This window comes from Geodermatophilus sp. SYSU D01176 (assembly GCF_054050015.1).
In genome coordinates this window covers 205,735-229,495 of sequence record NZ_JBJGYN010000001.1, presented here as the reverse complement: position 1 = coordinate 229,495, position 23,761 = coordinate 205,735, and the positions used below count along the sequence as shown (strand labels likewise).

The following is a 23,761-nucleotide window of genomic DNA, read 5'->3' as shown; positions in this document are numbered from 1 at the left end:
TCGGGCCGGGCGGGAGCAGGGGACGTCGCCCACCGCGTCGACCCGGTGCCCGGGCCCCGGTGACCGTGGCGCCCCGGTGCGGCGACCGTGGCAGCAGGGCCGGCACCGGTGCATCCGTCATCCGACTGGAGGCCGAGGTCCCTGGTGGCCCCTCCCTGAGTGAGAGACGCTCTCACCCGCACGCGGACGACCGAACCACGGGACCCCTCCGAGGAGGGCCCGACAGCCCGGCACCCCGGGTACGCGCGGGAGGGAGCTCCGTTGCCAGACGTGCTCGCCTCCGTCCGGACCGGGAGCGGAGGGCTGATCGGCCGGTCACCCGAGTCCTCGGCACTCGCCTCGTTCCTCGAGCAGGCGTTGGGCACCGGCGCCGTCCTCGTGGTGACGGGCGAACCCGGCGTCGGCAAGACCGTCCTGCTGGAGACGGCCGCGCGGGCAGCGGCCGTCTCCGGTGCCACGGTGGTGCAGGCGGCCGGGGTCGCGTTCGAGGCGGAGGTCGGCTTCGCGGGCCTCAACCAGCTCCTGCTGCCCCTCCTCGACGACATCGAGACGCTGCCCGAGCCGCACCGGGAGGCGCTGGTCGTGGCCCTGGGCCTGGGCGCGGGTCCCTCCCCCGACCGCCTGCTGGTCTCGGCCGCCGTCCTGGGCCTGCTCCGGCGGGCGGCGGAGTCCCGGCCGGTGCTGCTCGTCGTCGACGACGTGCCGTGGCTGGACCAGCCGAGCGCCCGGGTCCTCGGCTTCGTCGCCCGCCGGCTGGACCGCAGCCGGATCGGCCTGCTCGCCGCGGCCCGGACGGGCAGCGACTGCATCCTGCTCCAGGCGGGCCAGCCGCAGCTCGAGGTCCCGCCGCTGGACGAGGACGCCGCCGCGGAGCTGCTGCAGAGCCGCTTCCCCCTGCTCGACCCGCAGCTCTCCCGGCGGGTGCTAACCGCGTCCGAGGGCAACCCGCTCGCCCTGCTGGAGCTGCCTCGTGTCATGGCCCGGGCACAGCGCGACCGGGCCGGTCCGCTCCCCCCGGCGCTGCCGCCGGGCAGCTCCCTGCAGCGGGTCTTCGCCCAGCAGCTCGCCGACCTGCCCGACCCGACCAGGAGGCTGCTGCTGCTCACCGCCCTCGAGGGGTCGGGGGACCTCCGGACGGTGCGTGCGGCGGCGGCCGACGACGGGTGGCTGGAGGACCTGGCACCGGCCGAGCGGGCCCGGCTGCTGCGCGTCGACCTCGCTGCCGAGCGCGTGACCCTGCGGCACCCGCTCATCGGGTCCGCGGCGGTCGCGCTGTCGACGAGCGGCGAGCTCCGGCGAGCGCACCGGGCCCTGGCCGACGCGCTGGTCGACCGACCGGAGGAGTGCGCCCGGCACCTCGTCGAATCCGTCGTCGGTGCCGACGCCCGCGCCGCCGACCTCCTCGAGACCGCGGCGCGGCACGCACGGCGCCAGGGCGACGCGGTCCGCGCGGTCGAGACCCTGCTCCGCGCCGCGGACCTCACCCCGAACGGTCCCGACCGGGCCCGACGGCTGGCTGCCGCCGCCTTCGTGGGTGCCGACACCACCGGCGACCTGGGCAGCGTCCCCCGGCTGCTGTCCGCGGCCCGCGCGGCCGATCCCCGGGCGGCGGGGTCCCTCGAGGCCGCGGTCGCCGCCGCCCACCACCTCGTCAACGGCGAGGGCGAGGTCGATGCGGCGCACCTCCTGCTCGTGCGGGCCGTCGAGCAGGCGCTCGACCAGGACCCCGACCGGGCCACGCTCGAGGACGCCCTGCACGGCCTCATGCTGGTCTGCCACGTCGCCGGCCGCAGCGACCTCTGGCGGTCCTTCCGGCGGGCGCTCGAGGCCGCGGGGCCCGACGTGTCGCCGGTGCTGTCGGTGTCGAGCACGGTGCTGGTCGACCCCGTCCGGGCGACACCGGGGGTCCTCGAGCAGCTCGACGACCTGGTCACCGCGGCGAACGCCGCCGTCGATCCGGCCTACGTCGTCCGCGTCGGCGCGGCCGCCGGCCACGCGGACCGCCTCCCCGGCCTCCGCCAGGCGCTCCGGAGGGTGGTCCGGGACGGGCGGGCGGGCGGAGCGGCGGCCTCGGCCGTGCAGGCGCTCACGATGCTGTGCCACGACGCGTTCGACAGCGGGCGTTGGCACGAGGCCGGGCGCACCGCCGAGGAGGGCCGGGCCTGGGGTGAGGACCTGGGCTACCGGCTCGTCACCCTGTCGGCTGTCTACTGTTCGGCCCTGCTGGCGGCCGCGCGGGGGGACGACGGGACGGCGGAGGCCCTCGCCGGCGAGCTCGTCGCGTGGTCGGCGCCGAGGGGGGCCGGTCTCCCCGTGGACTTCGCCCGCCGCGTCCGCGGACTGGCCGCGCTGGGCCGGGGTGACGTCGAGGACGCCTACCGGCAGCTGAACGCCATCAGCCCGGCCGGGAGCTTCGCCCCGTACGCGCCGGTCGGGCTCCCGGTGGCCATGGACCTGGTCGAGGCGGCGGTGCGCACGGGCCGTCGTCCCGCGGCCGCGGCACACGTGGCGGCCATGGAGCAGGCGGACATCTTCGGCGGCCGCCCGAAGCTCGCCCTGATGAGGGCCGGCTCGGCAGCACTCGTCGCGTCGGGGGACGAGGCGTGCCGGCGCTTCGAGCAGGCCCTGTCCGTCCCCGGAGCCCCGGGGTACCCCTTCCACCACGCGCGGGTCCGGCTGGCCTACGGCGAGCACCTGCGCCGCAGCCGCGCGACGAACGCCTCCCGCGTGCAGTTGACCGCAGCGCTGGAGACCTTCCAGGACCTCGGCGCGCGACCGTGGGCCACGCGGGCGTGGCACGAGCTCCGGGCCACCGGCCTGACCCACCGGGTCGCCGCCGGCGACCGGGGAACCGGCGCACTGACCGCGCAGGAGCACCAGATCGCCATGCTGGCTGCGTCCGGCCTGTCCAACAAGGAGATCGGCAGCCGGCTGTACCTGTCGCCGCGGACGGTCGGCGCCCACCTCTACCGGGTCTTCCCCAAGCTCGGCATCAGCTCGCGGGCGGCCCTCCGGGACGCCCTGAACGGCACCGCCCTGAACGGCAGCACCCTGAACGGCACCACCCTCGACGGCAGCACCCTGAACGGCACCGCACGCGAGGCGGCCGACCGGGCGGCGGGAGCCGGCGGCCGCTGACCGCGGTGGGCAGATGGGGTGACGGTTCCTGCCCCCGACCGACCCGAGAACCGCGGTGCGGGGCGGGCCGTGGTCCTTTGACTGATGCCCCGGCCCTCGCCGGCGGAGAGGGTTGGCACCGACGGAGGTGCCGTCCCGGAGGAGCCGCCATGTCCGTGATCTCTCGAGGGTTCGGCCGCCGGGAGCAGCGCAGGGACGAGCGACTCCCCCCGGGCCAGTACGACGCCGGCGACCTCTTCCCCGTGCTGTCGGCCGGTCCCACCCCGCGCACGCCGGTGAGCGACTGGGACCTGACCGTCCAGGGCGAGGTCGACGGCGTGCGGCGCTGGAGCTGGGAGGACTTCCGCCGGCTCCCCCGCGAGGCGATCTCGGTGGACATCCACTGCGTGACCAAGTGGTCCAAGTTCGACACCCGCTGGGAGGGCGTCTCCGTCGACACCCTGCTCGCCGACTCCGGCTCCGACGCGTCGTTCCTGGTGGCCTTCTGCGACGGCGGCTACACGACGAACCTGGCCCTCTCCGACGTCACCGGAGGCCGGGCCTGGGTGGTCGACACCTACGACGGGCAGCCACTGCCTCCCGAGCACGGTGGGCCGGCGCGGCTGCTGGTCCCGCACCTCTACTTCTGGAAGAGCGCCAAGTGGCTCCGCGGATTCGCACTGACCCGGTTCAACGAGCCGGGGTTCTGGGAGACGTTCGGCTACCACGACCGCGGGGACCCGTGGCAGGAACAGCGGTACAGCGGCGACTGACCTGGTTGCCCGCGACGCTCCGGGAGAACCGACCCGAGACCGCTCGCGTGCACCGGCTCCTCTTCGACGTCCCGGACTGGCCCGGTCACCTGCCGGGCCAGCACGTCGACGTGCGGCTGACCGCCGAGGACGGGTACACGGCCCAGCGCAGTTACTCGGTGGCCTCCGCCCCCGAGGAGCCCGGGCTGCACCTGCTGGTGGAGCGGGCCGAGGGTGGGGAGGTCTCGCCGTACCTCACCGACGACCTCCGCCCGGGTGACCTGCTGGAGCTGCGTGGCCCCATCGGGGGGTACTTCGTCTGGTCGTCCGCCGCGGACCGGGACCGAGGGCAGGCCGACGGGCTCCGCCCCGTCCAGCTCGTAGGGGGCGGCGCCGGGGTCGCCCCGTTCCTCGCCATGCTTGACCACCACCGCCGCGCGGGCGGTGCCACGCCGGTGCGGCTCCTGTACTCGGCACGCAGCCAGCACGACGTCCTCGCCCGCGACGTCCTGGGGCCGGAGACCACCGTCACCCTGACCCGGGAGGCTCCGCCCGGCTGGCGCGGTCCGACCGGCAGGATCGACCGCCGCATGCTGGAGGAGCACACCTTCGCGCCCGCCACGCGGCCGCGGGTCTTCGCGTGCGGGCCGACCGCCTTCGTGGAGGCCGTCGCCACGGCGCTCGTCGACCTCGACCACGACCCGTCGTCCATCCGACTCGAGCGCTTCGGCTGACCACCGCGGCGAGCTGGTGGGTGCCGTGCCCGCCGTCGTCCTCACGCACGGTCGCGCGCGGCAGCCCGGGTCACGCCGGCACGCGGTCGGGCCCGTGCGCCTCCCCGTCCGGCCCGGCGACGATCCACGCCGTCCGCCCGTGCAGCGGCGGGGTCTTGGTGCCGTCGGTGAACCACACGACGACTCCCCCGTGCGCCCTGCAGTGCGAGCGCACCACCCGGACCCGGCTGCCCTCCCTGGTGCGGGTGGGCCGGACCAGGGGGAGGCCGAAGTCGGTGCCGATGACGTCGGTGGTCAGGACCGGTTCGCCGTCGGGCAGGTGGGACGTCGGCACGGTCACCGTCGTCCCCGCGGCCGGCGCCGGAGGCCGGACCGGGTCCGCCCCGCCCCGGTGCACGGCGGCACTCCTGCTCCGACCGCACGCGCAGCGCCAGGCAGCGCCGGCGCCCCGGCGGAACGGGTGGGCGGACGTGGCGACGGTCGTCATGGGAGCCTCCTCGGCAAGTCAGGGCCACAGTCATTCGAACACGTGTTCGACGGTGCGGCAAGGTGCCGCCACCCACGGCCGGCGCTCAGTCCGGCCGGGTGCCGTTCCGGGTCACGCGGATCGTCTGCGGGCTGCGGGCCGTCCGGGTGGGCAGGACCTCGCCGAGCTCGACCAGCCGCTCGACCGCGGCCTCCTTGTCCACCTGCGTGCGCAGGCCCCCACCGGACCACTCGCAGTGCAGGTCACCCGCCGGCCCGGACCGGCCCCGCAGCCGTTCCCGCGCGTACTCCTTGTGCCGCTTGGCCTCGGTCTCGGCCGCCCGCCAGGCGTCGTAGTCGTGGACGGCCGCGACGTAGTCCTCGTCGGTGACCGTCAGGCGGGACTGGCGGGAGACCTCGCCCTCGGTCCCCGGGTCCACCGGCGGCCCCCAGCACAGGTCGAGGAACGGGCACCAGTCGCACATGGTGTCCACCCCGGGCCCGAACCCGTCGCGGGGGACGGCGTCGACGCCCTCGTCCTCGACCGTGGCGTAGACGTCGGTGAGCCACATGATCGCCTCGGCGGTCAGCGATGGGTCGTGGTCGGCCTCGAAGACGACGTCCTCACCCGAGTCGCGCGACAGGTACCGGATGCGCAGCCCGTCGACGTCCTCCCCCGTGCCGGCCGGCAGCCGGCGGTCGGCGGTCTGCCCGGTCCGCAGCAGCCAGGCGTAGACGGCGACCTGGAACCAGTGCCGGACCGGGACCCCGCGGGTCAGCACCCGCTCGAACCCGAACCGGGACGTCGTCTTGAGGTCCTCCACGACCGGGGCGTGCCACCAGTCGCAGCGCCCCTTGACCTGCTCGCCCTTGAGGCCGACCTCGGTCAGACCGCCGTACTGGCGGCGGAGCGCCCGCAGCACCCCGCGGTGCAGCTCGGTGCCCATGAAGGCCTGCAGTCCGGTGCGGGCGTTGGTCGGACGGCGGCGGGCGATCCGGTAGGCCGCCCGGCGGCGGCACTCGCCGAGTTCGGAGGCGCCGATCATCCGTTGGCGGGAGCGGGCCCGGCGGCTGTCGAGGTCCCGGACCGCGGCGGCCAGGCTCGGGGCGGCCCGTCGCTCGGCCGAGGTGGGCCGGGCGGGCAGGACGGCGGTCATCGCGTCTCCCTCGTCGGTCGGGTGGAGCGGGGCCGGGGGGCCGGCCCCGCTCCAGCGGCGGAGCTCAGGCGACGTCGGGGCGACCGTCGGCGGCGGCCCGCTGCGTGGCGATCACGTCGCGCACCAGTGCGGTGAGCCGCTTGGTCGCCACCTGCTCGGCGGGCCGGCCGAAGCGGGCGGCGATCTGCTCCTCGGTCACGCCCAGGGCCTCCAGGCTGGCGAGCACGCCCCGGCGGGCGGCGTTGAGCCGGCGCTCCCGCGGGTCGTCCGGGGTCGGCGAGGCCTCCAGCAGGGGGTTCACCGGCGGAGCCTCCGGGGCGGTGGACGGGCGGGCGGCCGCGGCCGCGGCCCGGGCGGCCTCGACCACCGCAGCCGGCGTCTGCGGAGCGGCCGGCACGGCCGGGGCGGCCTGGGACCGGCGCCGTCCGGCCGGGTGCCCCGCCATCGACGCCTCGACGAACTCCTCGTGCCGGGCCTGGATCAGCTCGCCGACGGTGTACGAGCCGCCGGGGGTCGGCACGTCGACCTGGAGCAGCCCGGCGCGGTTGGCGTCGGCCCAGACCTCGCGCAGGTCGTCGTCGTCCGCGGCGTCGCCGATCCGCGCGACCAGGTCGGCGACGTCGGGCTGGTCCTGCCGGCTCGGGCGACCGGTCCGGGTCTCCTCGGTCCGCTCGTGGTCGAGCAGCCCGCCGCCGTGGAAGGAGACGAGGTCCCGGACGTGCGCGGTGCCCGGGTCGCACTTGAGGGCGTCGAAGACCAGCCACTCCAGCAGGCGGCCGGCGGCGGCCGGGTCGGTGACCTCCTTGGCCGGGTCGTCGTTGGGCTTGATGCCCACGTGCACGCTGCGCGCGCCGACGATGAGCGGCCGCTGCCCGCGGCGCAGCCGCATCCACACGCTGGCCGCGTACGGGAACTCCCGGTGGGTCTGCACCGACCAGGTCTTGCGCCCCTCGATCGGCCGGCCGTTGGCGTCGACCTCGGTGACCTCCTTGCCGCGGGCGGTCACCACGACGATGCCGGGGAAGGTGAGCAGCTCGGTCTGCAGCTTGCGCCAGCGGGCGCCGGCGTCGTTCCACAGGTTCTGGCTGATCGTGATCTCGGCGTTGGGGTCGCGCTTCAGCAGCTCGCGGTTGCGGGCGGACTTCGCGGCGCGGTCGCTGGCCCAGTCCTTCAGGCCGTCCCAGATGGCCGAGCCGGTGTCGATGCCGAGCACCACGGGCGGCTCGCCGGCGTCGGCGGCGCGGCGGGCCAGGGCCTTGACCGCCTGGACCGCGGCCAGCACCGAGGCGTACGAGCCGTCGTGCTCGATGATCTGGTAGTTCGCGCCGGGGATGGCGCCGTACTCGTCGCCGGCGCCCTCGTTCAGGTCGATCCAGTAGAGCGCCCCGATCTTGTCGCTGCTGCTGAACTGGGCCAGTGACCACGACTTTCCCGACTTCTCCTCGCCCTCGAGGAGGATGCACGGCCACGGCACGCGGCCGGTGGGCTTGCGGGTCTTGAGGCCAGAGACGGCCATGGTGAACTCCTTGCCGACATGGGGAAGATGTCGACCCCGAAGCTAGGGACGGGGTCTGACACATCCGCCGGGGGCGCGCAAGCTCATCGCGAGGCCACCGACGAAACCGCAGGTCCCGACCCCGTCCGGCGTGTCGGCTGTTCGCTGTCGGCGTAACCGACCCGCCACGGCTGCATCGGACCCGTCCTCGCCGGGCGACCGGACCGACGAGGAGGGGTGGGGGTCGGCGACCCCCCCGGTTCCTCCGGCCGGCGCCCGTCGCTCGATCCGACGGGACGTCGCCGCGCCACCCGGGCGTGCGGCCCGACGGATGCCGCACCCGGGACCGGGGTCCTGTGGAGACGCGGCGCGGCTCGCGGAACCCGTGAGCAGGCGGTACTAGCGTGCGGCGGCGTGAGCGGCTCCTCCCACGACGGTCCGGGCGGCGACGCGGTGGACGCCGTCTCACTGCACGGGGCGACGCCCTACGAGCTGTGGCAGTGGAGCCAGGAGACGTCGCAGCGCCTCGGGGAGGTGTACGAGCGGATCCTCGACGCCGGCACCCCGGAGGCGTGCCGGGTCGACGCAGCCGAGTTCCTGCGGCTGACCCGCCGGTTCCTCGCGCTGCGGCTGACCGCGGTCGCCGCCGGCCGCCGGGTGGCGTTCGAGCAGCGGGTGCCGCCGGCCGGCGGGGTCGCGGTGGCCGCGCTGTGGGCGGAGGTGTTCTGGGCGGCGCGAGCCGACTCGCCGGACGACGACTCCGGTGTGCTGGAGGAGGCCGACGCGTCCATCCGTGGCCTGCTGGCCCTGTCCGCGGTCGACCTGGCCGAGCTCGACGCCGTGACGGCCTGGTGGGGACGGCTGCAGCAGGTGGAGCGGACCGTCGATGGCCTGGAGATGGCAGCTCAGGTGGCCCTCGAGGCTCGGCGGGAGAGGTACGAACACGCACTCGAGATGCGTCGGCCGGGCATGCCCTGACGCCCTCCCCCATCCGGCCGGCCGTGCGCGTCGACGGTCCCATCGGGACGGATGAGTGGCCGAGCGGACCTCGTCACGCCGTCGGTGCGGAGCCGGTGGCGGGCGGCCGACCGCGGAGGCGGGAGGCCAGGGCGGTGTGCCGGCGTCCGGAGCCGGTGGCGCGCACGGCCTGGCCGAGCGCGCGGGGTGAGCCGACGAGGACGACGAGCTGCTTGGCCCGCGTGACGGCGGTGTAGAGCAGGTTGCGCTGCAGCATCATCCAGGCGCTGGTGGTCAGCGGGACGACGACGCAGGGGTACTCGCTGCCCTGGGAGCGGTGGACGGTGACGGCGTAGGCGTGCACCAGCTCGTCGAGCTCGCCGAACTCGTACGCGATCGTCTCGCCCTCGTCGGTGACGACGGTGAGGGTCTGCTCGACGCCGTCGACGGCGGTGACGACGCCCTGGGTGCCGTTGAAGACCCCGTTCGCGCCCTTGTCGTAGTCGTTGCGGATCTGGCTGACCTTGTCCCCGACGCGGAACACCCGTCCGCCGAAGCGCTTCTCGGGCCGGTCGGAGCGAGCGGGCGTGAGCGCCTCCTGCAGCAGCTCGTTCAGCGCGGCGGCGCCGGCCGGCCCGCGGTGCACCGGCGTGAGCACCTGGACGTCGCGGCGCGGGTCGAGGCCGAACCGGGCCGGGATGCGGCGGGTGACCACGTCGACGGTGAGCCGCGCGGCCTCCTCGGCGTCGTCGGCGCTGAACAGGAAGAAGTCGTCGAGGCCCCGGACCTGCGGGGGGCGGCCGGCGTTGATCCGGTGGGCGTTGGTCACCACCCCCGACCGGCTGGCCTGCCGGAAGACCTGGGTCAGCCGCACGTGCGGGACCGGGGTGCCGTCGCGGAGCAGGTCGCGCAGCACCTCGCCGGCGCCGACCGAGGGCAGCTGGTCGACGTCGCCGACCAGGAGCAGGTGCGCACCCGGCGGGACGGCCCGCACCAGCTTGTTGGCCAGCAGCAGGTCCAGCATCGACGACTCGTCGACCACGACCAGGTCGGCCTGCAGCGGCCGCTCCCGGTCGTAGGCGGCGTCCCCGCCGGGGCGCAGCTCGAGCAGCCGGTGCACGGTGACCGCCTCCACGCCGGTCAGCTCGGTGAGCCGCTTGGCCGCCCGGCCGGTGGGCGCCGCGAGCACGATCCGCGCGCCCTTGGCCGCCGCGAGGGTCACGATCGAGCGCACGGTGAAGCTCTTGCCGCAGCCGGGGCCACCGGTGAGGACGGCGACCTTCTCGGTCAGCGCGAGGCGCACCGCCTCCTGCTGACCGGGCGCCAGGTCCACACCGGTCCGCCGGTGCAGCCAGGCGAGCGCGGCGTCCCAGTCCACGGTGGCGAAGGCCGGCATCCGGTCGTCGCCGGCGGCCGACAGCCGCTTCAGCCCCGCGGCCAGGGAGACCTCCGCCCGGTGGAAGGGGACGAGGTAGTAGGCCACCGTGTCCGGCTCGCCGTCGGCTCGGGGCAGCTCCTCACGGACCAGCCCCTGGTCGGCGACCAGCAGGACCAGGCAGTGGCGCACCAGGTCGGCGGGGACCTGCAGCACGTCGATCGCCCGGGCCGTCAGCTCGGGCTCGGGCAGGAAGCAGTGCCCCTGCCCGGTCGCCTCGGAGAGCACGAACTGCAGCCCCGCCTCGACCCGCTGCGTGCTGTCGTGCGGGATCCCCACCGCGGCGGCGATCGTGTCGGCCGTCTTGAACCCGATGCCCCACACCTCGGCGGCCAGCCGGTAGGGCTCGGCGCGGACCACGCCGATCGAGGCGCCGCCGTACTGCTTGTAGATCCGCACGGCCAGCGACGTGGACACGCCCACCCCCTGCAGGAAGACCATCACCTCCTTGATGGCCCGCTGCTCCTCCCAGGCCGCGGTGATCAGCCGGGTGCGCTTGGGGCCCAGGTTCGGCACCTCGGTCAACCGCGCCGGCTGCTCCTCGATCACCCGCAGCGCGTCGGTGCCGAAGTGGTCGACGATCTGCGCGGCCAGCCGCGGGCCGATCCCCTTGACCAGCCCCGAGCCCAGGTAGCGGCGGATGCCCTGCACGGTGGCCGGCAGGACCGTGGTGTAGTCCTCCACCTGGAACTGCCGGCCGTACTGGGGGTGCGCCCCCCAGCGGCCCCGCAGCCGCAGGGTCTCCCCCGGTTGCGCGCCCAGCAGCGACCCCACGACGGTGACCAGGTCACCGCCCCGCCCGGTGTCCACCCGGGCCACCGTGTAGCCGGTCTGGGCGTTGGCGAACGTGATCCGCTCCAGCGTCGCCTCCAGGACCGCCCCGCTCCGCGCCTCCCCCACCTGCCATCCCCTCGCTGCCCCGCACTCCGCCCGCTCGATCGTCACACCTCCTGGGGACATCCCGGCGGGCTCGCGGGCGCGGCCCGGTCCGCCGGGCGGCGAGCAGGGAACTGTCGGTGGGGGCTCGTAGCCTCCGGACGCTCACCTGAGCGATGCACTGACACCACGGAGGACCGGATCATGGCCGGCGACACTGTCATCACCATCATCGGCAACCTGACCAGCGACCCCGAGCTGCGCTTCACGCCCTCGGGAGCGGCGGTCGCCGACTTCACCATCGCGTCCACCCCGCGCACCCTGGACCGCCAGACCCAGGAGTGGAAGGACGGCGACGCGCTCTTCCTGCGCTGCAGCTGCTGGCGGCAGATGGCCGAGCACGTCGCGGGCTCGCTCACCCGCGGCTCGCGGGTCATGGCCCAGGGACGCCTCAAGCAGCGGTCCTTCGAGACCAAGGAGGGCGAGAAGCGCACCGTCGTCGAGCTGGAGGTCGACGAGATCGGCCCGTCCCTGCGCTACGCGACGGCGTCGGTCACCAAGGTCGCCCGGTCGGGGGCCGGTCCGGCCGGCGGCCCGGGCGGCGGGGCCGGGGCGGTCGACGGCCGTGCCGGGACGGGGCGGAGCGGCTCACCCGACCCGTGGGCGGCCCCGGTCGACGGCCTGACCGAGGAGCCGCCCTTCTGAGAGCGGTCCCCCTGCTGCCGCAGGGGGACGCCGCTCCCGCGGATGGAGACGTCCTCGGGACCCCCCTGCGGCAGCACAATGGAGGAGCACACCCGATCGATGGGAACGTCATGGCCGCCGTGAAGACATGGCATGTCGAGGTCGACATCGACGAACACGAGGGCCGCACCCGTGCGGTCGCCCGTCTGCGCACGGACGGGACCCAGTCCCTCGCCGGCACCGGGCTCGCGCGGCTCAACCCCGCCGACCGTGACGTCCCGGAGATCGGGGACGAGCTGGCGGTCGCCCGGGCGCTGTCGGAGCTGAGTCACCGCCTGCTCGACGTGGCCGCCGAGGACATCGAGCAGAGCAGCGGCGAGCCGGCCCACCCCGTGCTGTGAGGCCGGGTCCCCTGCGGGTGCACGGGACCCGCGGGGGATCCGGCGCCGGTCCGATGACGGCCGGTCGGTGTCTCAGCGCAGGTGCGTCGTCAGTCGCACGGTGACGCCGTCGGCGTGGTGGCTGATGTCGAGGTGGTCGCAGAGCTGGCGGGCGAGCCACAGGCCCATGCCGCCGCGGGACAGGTCGTCGCCGTGTGCCGGGCCGTAGCCGGCGAGCGGGTCGTCCCACCGGCGTCCCCGGTCGCTCACGGTGGCCACCAGCCGGTCGGCCGAGGTCCACAGCATGACGTCGACCGGCGGGGACCCGTGCCGGACGGCGTTGGCGGTCAGCTCGTGGACCGCGAGCAGGAAGTCCTCGCGGACCTCGCGGGGAGCGCCGACGGTGGCGAGTACGGCCGCGACCGCGTGCCGGAGGCCGACGGTGTCCGAGACGTCCCGTGCCGCCAGCCGCGGTGGCGTCTCCTCCAGCGGCTCGGCCGGCACCGGGAGCGAGCGCGCGTACCGCACCGGGTCGCCGAACAGCGGATTGGGTGCGCGGCCCTCCGGGGTGGCCAGGTTCGGGTGCGTGCGCAACGTGGAGGTGAGGACCTGCTCGGGCAGGCGCCGGGTGTCGAAGACGCACAGACCCCACAGGGGCCAGGGTGCGAGGGCGACGTTCACCGCGGCCTCGTAGCGCTGCCACTCCAGCCAGCTGCGCTCGGTGGGCCCGACGTCGAACTCCCCGATCACCCGGACCCGGCCGATCCCCTCCGCCGAGCAGCGCTCCACCAGCCGGCGGAAGGCCGTGACCACCGTGGGCGTCCGCGTGCGGTACACCTCGGAGCGGTCGAGTACGTGGACCCGCGGGTCCCCGTCGAGGGCCTCCGTCAGGACGCCGGCCGTACGGGGTCCGGCGGCGATGACGGCGGCCTCTCCGCCGGCGAGGCCCTCGAGGAGGAACGGCACGGCCGCGCCGGCCAGTTCGTCGGGCGAGTCGTAGAGCAGCGCGTCGTGGATGTAGCCACCGGCCGACCCGCGCGCCGGCTCGTCGGTCCTGCTTCCGCTCACCAGGCGCTCCCTGGGTCGAGGTCATGGGTTGCGGGGAGTCCCCGGTCCGCGACGGGGGTCGAGGCGATCCGGTCCTGCCGCGCCGGACCCGGGAGACGGGGCCCTCCGCCGGCGCGGATGTCTATCGGCAGCGGAGTTCTCCCGTGTGGACGAGGTGCTCGGCGAGGCGGCGCACGGTGATGTGGGTGTGCACCGACGCCCGGGCGAGGATGCGGAACGCGCCGTCGGCGGTCACGTCGTGGCGCTCCATGAGGATGCCCTTGGCCTGCTCGATGACCGCCCGCGACGCCACTGCCGCCTCCAGGGTCTCCATCCGCTTCAGGGCGCGTCGGTACAGGGACAGGTTCCCGGCGGCGACCGCGGCGTAGGGCGCGCACCGGCTGGCCACCGACCGGCTGTCCTCGTCGAAGGCGTTCGGTGGCCTGGCGTAGACGTTGAGCGCTCCGGACACCTGGGGGTCGTCGATGACCAACGGCACCGACAGGGAGCTGAGGGTGCCGCGCTCGGCGGCGCGCCGTGCGTGTTCCGGCCAGCGCGTGTCGCTGCGGGTGTCGGGGATCTCGGTGATCTGCCGCGTCGCGGCGGCGTGCAGGCAGGGGCCGTGACCGCGCTCGTACTGGCCCTCGTCCAGGTCCAGGGCGACCTGTCCGGTGGCCGCGACGGTGGACGGGGACTGCCCGACCAGCAGGGTGATCGACGCCTCGGGGCCGCCGGGCATCACGGTCTTGACCAGGTCGGTGACGCGCTGCAGCACACCCTCCATCGGTCGCTCGTCGGGCGAGGACCGGCCCAGGTACTCCAGGACCGCACCGACGCTGAACGGCTGTGGTCGCTGTTCGGAGGACATCGGCGTCCATCTCCGGCTCGCCGGACCACCGGGCTGGGCTCGGCCCCGGAGCCCGCACCCAGGGATCCGCCATCGATCGCTCCTGGCCGGCCGCGCCGGGCGTGGCGGGGACGTCCCGACGCGGGGCCCACGCTACTCGCCGCCGCCGCCCTCCGGGAGCGGACCAGCGAGGAGCCGGTGTCCCGTTCCGCAGCCCGTGGGGCCGCGGTCAGCCCGGCCCGGGCCCGACCGGCTCGACGGACCGGTGGTGCGCGTCCGGCGGGCCCGTCGCCGCGTCCCGGCGCCTGCTCGACCGGGCGTCCAGCTCCGCCTGCCACTCCGAGCGCCCCCTCACGTGCGCCGTCGACGCCGCGACCACGAGGGAGGCCACGGTCAGGGCGATCAGGAGCAGCAGCACGGTCAGGAGGTCCTCCCACCCGGACAGCGGCGGCACGGTCATGCTGCCCGGAGGCGGTGGTGTCGTGTCGGGCGTCATGGGAGGAGGGTGCGCGCCGTCACCGGCCCCGACACGCCGGGCGCCCGTTGCTCACCCGTCCCAGCGACGTCACGCACCGGCACGGCCGCCGCACCACGGCGCCCGGTCGCGCGAGCCGACGTCGCCCCTCCGGGTGGTCGGCGGACGACGACGGCCGCTCTGCCGGTCGGGGCGCCGTAGCGTCCCCCACTCGACCGGCGGCTGCGTGGGGAGGCAGGTGGGATGAGCGCCGAGCTGCATGCCGACGACAGGACCGCCCGCCCGGCGTGCGGGCCCGCGGACCGTCGGCGGCCGACGGTCTCCGGGGACCTGCCCTCCGTCCTCGAGGCCGCGCCGATGTTCCGTCGGGCCGTGGCCGGCTACGACCGCTTCCAGGTCGACACCTACGTCCGGTGGGCGGAGGACGAGCTCGCCACCGCCGACCGCGAACGCGAGCACCTGGTCGCCCGCCACCTCTCCACGCTGGCCGCCCTCGAGGAGGCCCGGGAGCTGCTGGCCCACTCGTCGGGCGGCGGGGAGTTCCTCCGGGTGTCCCGTCGCATCGGGGCGGTGCTCGCCGCCGCGGCCGACGAGGCCGACGCGATGAGGGCCGACGCCGAGGCCGACCGGACGGCCGCCTCCGCGCAGGCCGACCGGGTGGTCGCGCTGGCCGATCAGGTGCTCGCCGACGCGAGAGCCGAGGCGGAGCGGGTGGTCGCCGCGGCCGTCGCCGCGGCCGGGCAGATGAGGGCGGAGGCCGCCCGGCTCGTCGAGCGGGGGCGGCAGACGGACACCGCGGCCCGCGCGGACGCCGAGGCCCGGCTCGAGGAGTTGCGGGCGACCGAGCGGCGCGCCGTCCAGCACGCGGAGCGGATCCGGCAGGTGGCGCGCGACGAGGCCTCGGCCGCCCGGTTGCAGGCGCAGGGCGAGGTCGTCGGGATGCTGGTCACCGCACGCGAGGAGCGGCGCCGGGCGGACGCCGAGGCGGCCGCGAGCCGGGACCGCCTGGACGGGGACGCCCTCGCCCGCCGCGCATCCCTCCTGTCCGAGGTCGAGGACCTCGAACGCCGGCGGGCCCTCCTGCGCACCGGGGTCGAGCGGACGACCGGACCGGATCTCCCGGCCCTCCGGCGGCACCGCCGGGGACCGCTCCGGTGGGTCCGCGGGAGCGTCTCGAGCCGCGGCTGACGGCCCGGCACGGCCCCGGGGCCGCCGGACCGGTTGACCGGCGCGCCGGTCAGCCGGTCCGGCGCTCGAAGGTGGTCAGCCGGACGGTCTCCGGCAGCGCCCGGAGCGAGGCCAGCAGGTCCGGGGGCAGGTCCGCGCTGACGTCGGTGACCGCATAGCCCAGCTCCCCGCGGGTGGCCAGCACCTGGCCGTCCACGTTGATGCCGTGCTCCCCGACCAGCGCGTCGACGCGCGCCAGAACACCGGGCAGGTTGCGGTGCAGCAGCGCGAACCGGGCGGCGGCGGAGCCGTGCAGGGCCACGGCGGGCAGGTTGACGCTCAGCGTCGTCGTCCCGGAGCCGGTGTAGTCGACGAGCTTGCCGGCGACGAACCGCCCGATGTCGCGCTGCGCCTCCTGGGTCGACCCGCCGACGTGCGGGGTGAGGATGACGTTGGGCAGCCCGCGCAGCACGGAGGTGAACGCGTCGCCCTGCTCGCGCGGCTCGTCGGGGAACACGTCGACCGCGGCCCCGGCGATGTGGCCGCTGAGGATGTGCTCGCGCAGCGCCTCGTGGTCGACGACGAACCCGCGGGAGAGGTTGAGGAACAGGCTGCGCCGGCGCATCCGGGCGAACTGCTCGGCGCCGAACAGCCCCGCGTTGCCCGCCCGCCCGTCGACGTGCAGCGTCACGGTCTCGGCGCGCTCGAGCAGCTCCTCCAGGCTGCCGCAGGCCTGCGCGTTGCCCAGCGCGAGCTTGTCCTCCAGGTCGTAGAACAGCACCCGCATGCCCAGGGCCTCGGCCAGCACCGACAGCTGGCTGCCGATGTTGCCGTAGCCGACGATGCCCAGCGTCCGCCCGCGGATCTCGTGGCTGCCCGAGGCGGACTTGTCCCAGGTGCCGGCGTGCAGCGCGCGGTCCCGGTCGACCAGCCGCCGGGCCAGGCTGATGATCTCCGCGATCGCCAGTTCGACGACGCTGCGGGTGTTGGAGTACGGCGCGTTGAACACCGCCACCCCCGCGGCCGCCGCCGCGGCCAGGTCGATCTGGTTGGTGCCGATGCAGAACGCGCCCACCGCGGCCAGGCCGGGACGGCGGTGCAGGACCTCCGCGGTCACCTGGGTCTTCGACCGGATGCCGAGCACGTCGACGCCGTCGAGCGCGGCGACCAGGTCGGCCTCGTCCAGCGCTCCCCGCAGCGACTCGACCTCGTAGCCGGTCGAGTGGAGGAGGTCGACCGCCACCGGGTCGATGTTCTCCAGCAGCAGGGCTCTCGGCACGACCAGGGACCTCCTCGACCGCGGACCACCGCGGACCCCGGTGCGACGAGTATCCCGTCGCCGTGGACCGGCGGTGACCACCGGGTGGTCACCGCCGGTGGCCGCAGGCCCGCGGCGGATCGGACGGACCGGACGGACCGGACGGGGGCACGCCGGCGAGCGCGGGCCCCGGCACACCCCGCGGGGGGGCGCGGTCGGCGCCGCGGCTCACCAGCGCCAGCGCACCTCGACGTGGGTCCACGAGACCTGGAGCGTCGGAGGCGGCGCAGGCGCCGTCGGGGCACGGCCGATGACCTCCGGCCGGACCGGGGCCCGGCTCCACCCGGCCACGCGGGCGGCGATCTCCACCGCCTTGGCCGCCGCCACGGCCGTGACCGTGAGCGCCGAGGCCGACAGGAGCGGGCCGCTGGCGAGGGCCCGGATCCCCGAGGCGACGATGCCGCGGCCCCGCGTCGACCCGGCCACCGCCCGGCGGCCCGAGGGGACGACGGGACGCGCACCCCGGGCGAGGATGGCGTCGGGCTCGACGGGCTCGAGGTCGGTCACGCGTCCTCCCTGTGGCACCACCTGCCATGCCGTCCGTCCCATGATGGATCCCCCGGCGGAGCACGTCCATCGGCAGCCGGACGGCGCCGGGGCCCCGTCCGGGCGCTGCGACCGGGAAAGGCGGTCACGCCATCGTGGTCCCGTCGCTACGCTGACGCGGGTACCGGAACGAAGGGGGACGGTCCATGGACCCCGACGCGGACGAGGACGCGGTCTCCGAGCTGGTTGCCCGGGCTCTCGACGGCGACTCGGCCTCCTGGGACCGCCTCGTCGAGCGGTTCATGCCCCTCATGGTGTCGATCGTGCGCCGGCACCGCCTGCAGGACGCGGAGGCCGAGGACGTCGCCCAGACGGTGTGGCTCCGCCTCATCGAGCACCTCGGCGCCATCCGGGAACCGAGGGCACTGCCCGGCTGGATCGTCACCACCACCCGGAACGAGTGCCTGCACGTGATCCGGGGCCGCCGCGTCGTCTCTTCCGCCGACCTCGACACGCGGAGCCGACCGGACGACGACGCCCCCGGCCTGGACAGCGACCTGCTCGAGAGCGAGCGGCACGAGGCCCTGCTCAGCGCCCTCGCCGAGCTGCCCGAGCGCCAGCGCGCCCTCCTCCTGCTCCTCATCGAGGACCCACCCCTGCCCTACGAGGAGATAGCCCGGCGCCTCGCGATGCCGATCGGGAGCATCGGCCCGACGCGGGCCCGCGCGCTCACGCGGATCCGGGCCCACCAGGCGGTGCAGGCACTGCTGGAGGTGTGAGGCGCGCGCCTCAGAGGCGCACCCAGTCGGTGACCAGGACGCCCGACGGCGTGGCACAGCGCAGTCGCGTCGGGCCGGACACCGGCCGCTCGAACCGGAACCGGCCCCACTCGTCGACGTCGGTCCGGTCCACCTCGCCGTCGGGGCGGAGCAGGGTCACCTCCCCCGGGGTGGCCGGCACCAGCTGACCGACGAGACACTCCTCGTCCCGTTCCAGCTCCACGGACAGCTCCCGGCCCTCGAAGACCAGGTCACGGGGGCCGGAGGACGCACCGCGCACGCCCACCGGCTCGTCCACGAGCGAGTCGTGCGTCAGGGCGGCGAGCTCGGCGTCGACCGTCCGCCACGAGAAGGCGGCGCGGGCCGCGGCGGCCATCGCCGCGGTGGGCGTGCCGGCGGCGCGCACCGCCGCGCGCAGCTCGTCGAGCAGGTCGTCGTCCTCGTGCCGGCCCGGTCCCGTCATCTCCCGCCACCTCCCCTCGCAGCCCGCAGTGGCATGGTGCCCCGCGGCGCCGCGGGTTGCCAGGACGGGGGCGAGACCCGCTGCCGACGTCCCCCTCGGACCGGCCCCTGCTGCGCCTGTCCCCCATCAGAGTCCGTGGACGCGTTCCTGATACCCGCGCCGACGGTTCAGCCCGCCCCGTAGGCGCCGACGGCGCACCAGTGGACGAACTGACGCGGGTCCGCGGTGTCCAGCCGGGCGCGGGCGGCGTGCAGCGCGTCCGCCATGGTGCGGCCCGCCGCCAGCCCGCGGTGCAGCTGCGCCATGAGGTCCACGGACTCCGCGTCGGGGAGGGCGACCGTGCTCGCGACGACGCCCGTCGTCCCCCGGGCCAGCAGGGCGCTGACGAACCCGAGCAGCTCGTCGCCGGCGACGGTGACGTCGGCGGCGGAGTCACAGGCGGCCAGGACCACCCGCTGCGGGGCGATGCCCCGACGGTCCAGCTCGTGCACGGTCAGCTGGCCGTCGGCCAGCTCGAGCGCGGAGAAGGACGGGTTGTCCGACCGGAGCCGGCCGTGGCAGGCCAGGTGCGCCAGCCGGGCGCCGGCCAGTGCCTCCGTCGTCGCACCGACCGTCGCCGCGTCCGCGGTCAGGACGACGGGCTGCTCGTACGACCGGCGCACGGCCTGGACCTCGGCGGCGGCGCCGGGCAGCCGCGGACCAGCGACGAGCACCACCCGGCCCGCGGACGGGGGGCCGGCGGCGCGGGTGCGTGCCCACAGCGCGGCGGACGGCGTCGTGCACACGGGGGCGTCGTGCAGCGCCGGCCAGGGCACGCGGTGGGTCGACCGGTCGGGGACGACGACCAGCGGCACGTCCGCGGGCAGCTCGAGCGGGTGCAGCAGCAGGCTGGTGAGCCGCCGCAGCGCGTGGTCGGCGCTGCTCCGCGCGGCGGCGGTCGCGGCCGCCCGGCCGGGGCGGCCGAGACGCCGCAGCGCGAAGAGCAGGTTGTCGCACTCGAACCGCACGGGCTGCACGGGACCGAGCCGGACCAGGCGGCTCCTGCCGCCGTGCAGCACGACCGCGACGAGCTCTCCCCCGACCGTGGCGAACGACGCCAGGGCGCGGCCGTCGAGCCGGCTGCGGAGTCCACCGGGCGTGCAGACGGGCGCGGGGCCCGCCCCCGACCCGGACCGCCGCCAGGTGCTGCGCCGGATGCGGGCCTCCACGGCGGTCTGGCGGGCACGCAGCTCGGCCGGCTCCTCACCGGTCTCACGGAGCGCCTGCGCCAGCTCGGCGTGCACCAGGCGCAGTTCGGCCAGCTCGTCCTGGAGCTCGTCGGGAGCCGGTGGCTCCACGTTGAGCAGCGCCGCGGCGCGGGTCTGCTCCATCCACCCCAGCACCCGCAGCGGGGAACCGCCGTGCAGCAACGTCTCCAGCCCGAGGCGGCCGAGCTCCACGCCGTGGCCGGAGGCGAGCGCCCGCAGCTCGGTCGAGCCCAGCGCGGCGCGGTGCCGGGCCAGGTCGGCCAGCCCGGCGCGGCAGTGCCGCAGGACCGCGTCGTCCCGGCCGGCCAGCCGCTCGGCGTGGGCGGCGGCCAGGTGTCCGCGCAGGCGCAGCAGCACCGGACCCCGCCGGCTCCGGTCCCGCGCGACCTCCAGACAGCGCCGCGCGACGCGCGGGCGGCCCAGTCGCTCGGCCAGCCGGCCCGCGGCCAGGTGGGCGGCCGCGGCGGCCACCGGCATGCCCGACCGGTCGAGGAACCCGGCGGCCCTCGACGCGCGCCGGACCAGATCCCCGTCGGCGGTCCCGTCGAGGAGCGCGGCCTCGGCCGCGAGCACCGTCGCCCGGGCGGCCCAGGCCGTCCGGCGCTGCCGGCGGAACAGCTGCTCGGCCTCGCCGGCGACCGCCCTCGCCGCTGCGGCGTCCCCGGCCAGCAGCGCGGTCTGCGCCACGGTCAACCGGGCCTCCGCGGCGAGGAGCAGGACGCCCTGGCCGTCGAGGTCGGCAGCGGCCCGCCCGGCCAGGTCGCGTGCCTCCGGCAGCAGCCGCAGCTCCGCCAGGACGTCGGCGTGCTCCATGTAGTACTCGCCGAGCGGCACGCCGGTCGGCGCGAACAGCTCCGTCGCGCGGTCCAGCTGGGCCAGTCCATCGGCGAGCCGTCCGCTCTGGGCCAGGACCAGCCCGCGGTTGTGCGCCACGAACGCGTACATGGACGGTCCGATGCCGGCGGCGAGCTCCTCCGCGTGGTCGAGGTGGCGCAGGCTCTCGTCGAACCGTCCGCGGGCGGCGGCCACGAGGGCGAGGTTGTTGGCAGCGCTCCCCCGGTTGTCCAGGGTGGCCGCCGGGTGGGCGATCACCCGGCGGTAGGCGGCGGCCGCCGGCTCCAGCCGCCCGAGGTTGTGCAGCAGCACGGCGCGCATGAACTCGACCTCGGGGGGCGGTCCGCCGTTGCCGAGCACGGCCTGGTCGAGGTCGCGGGCGGCCGCGGCGACCTGGCCCAGCTCGAGGACGACCGCCGCCCGGGTGACGAGCAGCTCCGCGAGCCGCTGGGTCATCCCGGCACGTCGGGCGAGCCGGACCGCCTCGTCGAGCACCCGCAGGGCCCGGCGGTTCTCCCGCTGCGCGCGGGCCGCCCAGGCCACGGCCCGCAGGCCGACGACCAGCGCCTCGGTGTCGGTGGCGCGGCGGGCCTCCTCGACGACGTCGGCCGCGAGCTGGGCGAAGCGCCGCGGGTCCCCGACGACCCCGTCGTAGGCCTCCTGGGCGCGTATCAGGAGGGAACCGGTCGGCTCTTCCAGGGTGACGCCGGTCACCGGGAGGATTGTGCCCGGATCCCGGCGCATCGAGGAGGAGATGCGACATGGCAGACGTCTACCGGTTCCCCCAGGCCCCACCGGACCGGCGTTCCGACGAGCAGATCGACGCCCAGCGCGCTGCCGTCCGGGCGCAGATCGCCGCCTGGCTCGCCGAGACGGACACCCCGGACGCGCGCCGGGCCGACCGAGTGCGGGCGCTGACCGACCTGCAGGAACGGCGCAGCGGCCTCGGGCCGGCGCGCATCCAGCTCGACGACGACGACGGGATCGCCGTCACCCCGAACCGGCTGGTCGTGCGCCGGGCGGACGCCGAGGACGTCGTCGCGGAGCTGCAGTCGCGGTACTACGCGCCGCAGGTGGTGTCGATCCCCGGGCTGGACGGGCTCTGCGTGCTCGCGACCGTCGGTGCGGGTGCGCGCAGCCTGCGCGCGTCCGGGACCGTGGCCCGTGCGGTGGCCGGGGACCGGGCGGCGCCCAGTCACGTCTCCCTGCTGGGGGCGATCCGGAAGGCCGCGGGCGGTCCGGAGCCCTCCGGCCCGGGCGCGGGTGGGCTGTGGGAGTTCCCCGCGCCCGAGGCGGCACAGGCCGGCCCGTGCGTCGTGGTCATCGACAACGGCGTGAGCGCGGAGCAGCGCGCCGACGGCTGGCTGGCCGGTCTCGCGTGCACCGACAACCTGGACCTGCTCGACGTCGTCCCGGCGGACGACTTCCTCGACCGCGCGGCCGGGCACGGCACCTTCGCCACCGGCATCGTGCAGCAGGTCGCGCCCGGGGCCGAGGTGGTCGTGCGGCGTGCGCTGAACACCGAGGGGGACGGCGACGAGGTGGAGGTGGCGCGGGAGATCGTCCGCGCGGCGGAGCAGGGCGCGGAGGTGGTCAACCTGTCGCTCGGCTTCCTCACCGCGGGCGACCGGCCCCCGCTGGCGATGGAGGAGGCGCTCCGCACCGCCATCGGCACCGCTCGCGCGCAGGGCCGTCACCTGCTGGTCATCTGCGCCGCCGGGAACTACGGCGACGTCCGCCGGTGCTGGCCCGCGGCCTTCTCCGACGACCCGGAGTTCCGGGACCACGTCGTCTCCGTGGCCGCGCTGCGCCTGGACGACGACCACGAGGGGCAGGTCGTGGGCGCGGAGTGGTCCACGCACGGCGACTGGGTGACCTGCTCCACCCTCGGCCAGGGCGTGGTCTCCACCTACGTCGTCGGCAGGGAGGCGCCGGCATCGGACGAGCTCGACCCCGACACCTTCGGGCCGAACTCGTGGGCCACCTGGAGCGGGACCTCCTTCGCCGCGCCCCAGGTGGCGGGCGCGGTGGTCCGCATGGTGCGGGACGGCGAGCACGCGACGGCCAAGGAGGCGCTCGACGCGCTGCTCGCCGGGGCGAGGGAGTACTCCGAGAAGGCGAACGGGGCGGAGGAGCTCGACGGGTACGGCGTCCCCCTGCGGATCCTCCCGGTCTGACCACGCACGGGGCCGGCCTCCCGGGACGACCGTCCCGGGAGGCCGGCCCTCGGCATGCGCGCCGCGGGGTGCCCGCCCTCGTCGTCCCGGGGGAGCCGAGTCGCGCCCCAGCCCTCCGGGCACCGGTCGGTGCACGCCGGTGCCTCGCGCGGGGACGGCGGTCACGGCTGCCGCGGGGCCGGGATGCGGTCCCGGCGGTCCTGGCCCGCCTCCCCCTCCACCGTCGGGCGGTCCCCCGGTCGAGGTCGGTCGCCGCACGGCCGGGGTGGTCCCGCACGGCCGGGCTCGTCGGTGCCCGTTCCCACGCCCTCGCGCGGACGCGGCACGCCGGCCAGCTGGTCCCGGGCGCCGGCGAGGGCCTCGCGGAAGCCCTGCGCGTACCAGAGCGGGGCGTTGAGCACGACCCCGGCGGGTGCCGGCCCCGCTGCGGCGTCCCAGACGAGGTCGGCGAGCTCGTCGGGGGCGAGCCCGTGGCACCACGAGCCCATCGGGACCGGCTCCCCCACCGGCTCGATGCCGACGGCGAGGCGCCCGTCGGCACGGCCCAGGTCGGCCGCCCTCCCGAGGGCGCGCAGCAACGGCGACGACGGTTGCTCACTCGTGGGCACGACCCACCTCCAGCACCTCTCGCGGACTCCCCGGCGGACCGGGTGCTGCGAAGGAGAGGCACCGGCAGGGTCCGGTGATACCTGCCGGGGCGCGGCCGACGCCGCGTCGGTACCAGCGGCTCCCGCGCTCCGTCACCGTCCGCGGCGGCGAGTACTCCAGTCATCCCCCGCATCGCCGCGCCGCGCTTCCCGCGCGGCACGGACCCGCCCTGACAGCGGTTCTCGGGTCGGTCGGGGGCAGGTCGACGGGCGAGACCGCCG

The 23,761-nt window shown here is 76.1% G+C and carries 21 protein-coding genes; 9 read left to right on the top strand and 12 right to left on the bottom strand.

The features are described 5' to 3' along the window. Positions 1–270: 270 nt before the first annotated feature. From ACI78Z_RS01085 to ACI78Z_RS01075, 3 genes are all read left to right on the top strand, one after another. Entirely contained in the window at positions 271–3,138 is a 2,868-nt protein-coding gene (locus ACI78Z_RS01085) for an AAA family ATPase (RefSeq protein ID WP_457034661.1), read from the top strand. Positions 3,139–3,287: 149 nt separating this feature from the next. Next, positions 3,288–3,890 carry a molybdopterin-dependent oxidoreductase gene (locus tag ACI78Z_RS01080; protein WP_457034660.1) on the top strand — a complete coding sequence of 201 codons (603 nt, stop codon included), beginning with the start codon at positions 3,288–3,290 and terminating at the stop codon, positions 3,888–3,890. A 47-nt stretch (positions 3,891–3,937) separates the two neighbouring features. Further along, complete coding sequence (locus ACI78Z_RS01075; RefSeq protein WP_457034659.1) at positions 3,938–4,603, top strand: FAD-binding oxidoreductase; 666 nt, start codon at positions 3,938–3,940, stop codon at positions 4,601–4,603. Positions 4,604–4,673: 70 nt separating this feature from the next. On the opposite strand, the gene ACI78Z_RS01070 is transcribed toward ACI78Z_RS01075, so the two are convergent. The 3 genes from ACI78Z_RS01070 to ACI78Z_RS01060 all read right to left on the bottom strand — a co-directional run bounded on the left by ACI78Z_RS01070 (position 4,674) and on the right by ACI78Z_RS01060 (position 7,741). Further along, positions 4,674–5,090: a hypothetical protein gene (locus ACI78Z_RS01070; RefSeq protein WP_457034658.1), complete on the bottom strand. Its 417-nt coding sequence runs from the start codon at positions 5,088–5,090 to the stop codon at positions 4,674–4,676. Positions 5,091–5,175: 85 nt separating this feature from the next. Next, complete coding sequence (locus ACI78Z_RS01065) at positions 5,176–6,225, bottom strand: PD-(D/E)XK nuclease family protein (RefSeq protein WP_457034657.1); 1,050 nt, start codon at positions 6,223–6,225, stop codon at positions 5,176–5,178. A gap of 64 nt (positions 6,226–6,289) precedes the next feature. Next, complete coding sequence (locus ACI78Z_RS01060) at positions 6,290–7,741, bottom strand: hypothetical protein (protein ID WP_457034656.1); 1,452 nt, start codon at positions 7,739–7,741, stop codon at positions 6,290–6,292. Positions 7,742–8,134: 393 nt separating this feature from the next. Between ACI78Z_RS01060 and ACI78Z_RS01055 the strand changes: the two genes are divergently transcribed. Continuing rightward, the gene (locus tag ACI78Z_RS01055) at positions 8,135–8,698 is read left to right on the top strand and encodes a hypothetical protein (RefSeq protein WP_457034655.1); all 564 of its coding nucleotides are present in this window, start codon (positions 8,135–8,137) and stop codon (positions 8,696–8,698) included. Between the two features lie 73 nt (positions 8,699–8,771). Here the strand turns inward: ACI78Z_RS01055 and recD2 are convergent, their stop codons facing one another. Continuing rightward, positions 8,772–11,012, bottom strand: coding sequence for an SF1B family DNA helicase RecD2 (gene recD2, locus ACI78Z_RS01050; RefSeq protein ID WP_457034654.1), 2,241 nt, complete (start codon positions 11,010–11,012; stop codon positions 8,772–8,774). A gap of 180 nt (positions 11,013–11,192) precedes the next feature. Here recD2 and ACI78Z_RS01045 point away from each other — a divergent pair, with 180 nt between their 5' ends. Together ACI78Z_RS01045 and ACI78Z_RS01040 are read left to right on the top strand one after the other, a co-directional pair. Then, the gene (locus ACI78Z_RS01045; RefSeq protein WP_457034653.1) at positions 11,193–11,693 is read left to right on the top strand and encodes a single-stranded DNA-binding protein; all 501 of its coding nucleotides are present in this window, start codon (positions 11,193–11,195) and stop codon (positions 11,691–11,693) included. Between the two features lie 119 nt (positions 11,694–11,812). Then, the gene (locus ACI78Z_RS01040; protein ID WP_457034652.1) at positions 11,813–12,073 is read left to right on the top strand and encodes a DUF1876 domain-containing protein; all 261 of its coding nucleotides are present in this window, start codon (positions 11,813–11,815) and stop codon (positions 12,071–12,073) included. A 72-nt stretch (positions 12,074–12,145) separates the two neighbouring features. Here ACI78Z_RS01040 and ACI78Z_RS01035 read toward each other — a convergent pair whose 3' ends face one another. The 3 genes from ACI78Z_RS01035 to ACI78Z_RS01025 all read right to left on the bottom strand — a co-directional run bounded on the left by ACI78Z_RS01035 (position 12,146) and on the right by ACI78Z_RS01025 (position 14,442). Next, on the bottom strand, positions 12,146–13,120 hold the full coding sequence (locus tag ACI78Z_RS01035; RefSeq protein ID WP_457034651.1) for an anti-sigma factor RsbA family regulatory protein: 975 nt from the start codon (positions 13,118–13,120) through the stop codon (positions 12,146–12,148). Between the two features lie 121 nt (positions 13,121–13,241). Beyond that, on the bottom strand, positions 13,242–13,967 hold the full coding sequence (locus ACI78Z_RS01030; protein ID WP_457034650.1) for an ANTAR domain-containing protein: 726 nt from the start codon (positions 13,965–13,967) through the stop codon (positions 13,242–13,244). A gap of 208 nt (positions 13,968–14,175) precedes the next feature. Continuing rightward, positions 14,176–14,442: a hypothetical protein gene (locus ACI78Z_RS01025; RefSeq protein WP_457034649.1), complete on the bottom strand. Its 267-nt coding sequence runs from the start codon at positions 14,440–14,442 to the stop codon at positions 14,176–14,178. A gap of 222 nt (positions 14,443–14,664) precedes the next feature. Between ACI78Z_RS01025 and ACI78Z_RS01020 the strand changes: the two genes are divergently transcribed. Further along, positions 14,665–15,609 carry a hypothetical protein gene (locus ACI78Z_RS01020; RefSeq protein WP_457034648.1) on the top strand — a complete coding sequence of 315 codons (945 nt, stop codon included), beginning with the start codon at positions 14,665–14,667 and terminating at the stop codon, positions 15,607–15,609. Positions 15,610–15,658: 49 nt separating this feature from the next. On the opposite strand, the gene serA is transcribed toward ACI78Z_RS01020, so the two are convergent. Both serA and ACI78Z_RS01010 read right to left on the bottom strand, forming a co-directional pair. Further along, positions 15,659–16,867 (bottom strand): phosphoglycerate dehydrogenase, encoded by a 1,209-nt coding sequence (serA, locus tag ACI78Z_RS01015; RefSeq protein ID WP_457034647.1) that lies wholly within the window; start codon positions 16,865–16,867, stop codon positions 15,659–15,661. Between the two features lie 207 nt (positions 16,868–17,074). Continuing rightward, on the bottom strand, positions 17,075–17,413 hold the full coding sequence (locus ACI78Z_RS01010) for a hypothetical protein (protein WP_457034646.1): 339 nt from the start codon (positions 17,411–17,413) through the stop codon (positions 17,075–17,077). 185 nt (positions 17,414–17,598) lie between these two features. On the opposite strand from ACI78Z_RS01010, the gene ACI78Z_RS01005 reads away from it, so the two are divergent. Then, positions 17,599–18,171 (top strand): RNA polymerase sigma factor, encoded by a 573-nt coding sequence (locus ACI78Z_RS01005; RefSeq protein WP_457034645.1) that lies wholly within the window; start codon positions 17,599–17,601, stop codon positions 18,169–18,171. Between the two features lie 10 nt (positions 18,172–18,181). Here ACI78Z_RS01005 and ACI78Z_RS01000 read toward each other — a convergent pair whose 3' ends face one another. Both ACI78Z_RS01000 and ACI78Z_RS00995 read right to left on the bottom strand, forming a co-directional pair. After that, positions 18,182–18,634, bottom strand: a complete 453-nt coding sequence (locus tag ACI78Z_RS01000) for a hypothetical protein (protein WP_457034644.1) — start codon at positions 18,632–18,634, stop codon at positions 18,182–18,184. A 167-nt stretch (positions 18,635–18,801) separates the two neighbouring features. After that, positions 18,802–21,429, bottom strand: coding sequence for a CHAT domain-containing protein (locus ACI78Z_RS00995; RefSeq protein WP_457034643.1), 2,628 nt, complete (start codon positions 21,427–21,429; stop codon positions 18,802–18,804). A 47-nt stretch (positions 21,430–21,476) separates the two neighbouring features. On the opposite strand from ACI78Z_RS00995, the gene ACI78Z_RS00990 reads away from it, so the two are divergent. Beyond that, positions 21,477–22,892, top strand: coding sequence for a S8 family peptidase (locus ACI78Z_RS00990; protein WP_457034642.1), 1,416 nt, complete (start codon positions 21,477–21,479; stop codon positions 22,890–22,892). Between the two features lie 161 nt (positions 22,893–23,053). Here ACI78Z_RS00990 and ACI78Z_RS00985 read toward each other — a convergent pair whose 3' ends face one another. Beyond that, a complete protein-coding gene (locus ACI78Z_RS00985) occupies positions 23,054–23,500 on the bottom strand; it encodes a hypothetical protein (RefSeq protein WP_457034641.1) in 447 nt (148 codons plus the stop codon). Positions 23,501–23,761 lie beyond the last annotated feature (261 nt).

Coding starts and splice junctions, on each gene's coding strand:
- ACI78Z_RS01060 (WP_457034656.1), bottom strand. CDS start 7,741: ATGGCCGTCTCTGGCCTCAAGACCCGCAAGCCCACCGGCCGCGTGCCG.
- ACI78Z_RS01000 (WP_457034644.1), bottom strand. CDS start 18,634: ATGACGGGACCGGGCCGGCACGAGGACGACGACCTGCTCGACGAGCTG.
- ACI78Z_RS00990 (WP_457034642.1), top strand. CDS start 21,477: ATGGCAGACGTCTACCGGTTCCCCCAGGCCCCACCGGACCGGCGTTCC.
- ACI78Z_RS01025 (WP_457034649.1), bottom strand. CDS start 14,442: ATGACGCCCGACACGACACCACCGCCTCCGGGCAGCATGACCGTGCCG.
- ACI78Z_RS01005 (WP_457034645.1), top strand. CDS start 17,599: ATGGACCCCGACGCGGACGAGGACGCGGTCTCCGAGCTGGTTGCCCGG.
- ACI78Z_RS01065 (WP_457034657.1), bottom strand. CDS start 6,225: ATGACCGCCGTCCTGCCCGCCCGGCCCACCTCGGCCGAGCGACGGGCC.
- ACI78Z_RS01045 (WP_457034653.1), top strand. CDS start 11,193: ATGGCCGGCGACACTGTCATCACCATCATCGGCAACCTGACCAGCGAC.
- ACI78Z_RS01070 (WP_457034658.1), bottom strand. CDS start 5,090: ATGACGACCGTCGCCACGTCCGCCCACCCGTTCCGCCGGGGCGCCGGC.
- ACI78Z_RS01020 (WP_457034648.1), top strand. CDS start 14,665: ATGAGCGCCGAGCTGCATGCCGACGACAGGACCGCCCGCCCGGCGTGC.
- ACI78Z_RS01030 (WP_457034650.1), bottom strand. CDS start 13,967: ATGTCCTCCGAACAGCGACCACAGCCGTTCAGCGTCGGTGCGGTCCTG.
- ACI78Z_RS01080 (WP_457034660.1), top strand. CDS start 3,288: ATGTCCGTGATCTCTCGAGGGTTCGGCCGCCGGGAGCAGCGCAGGGAC.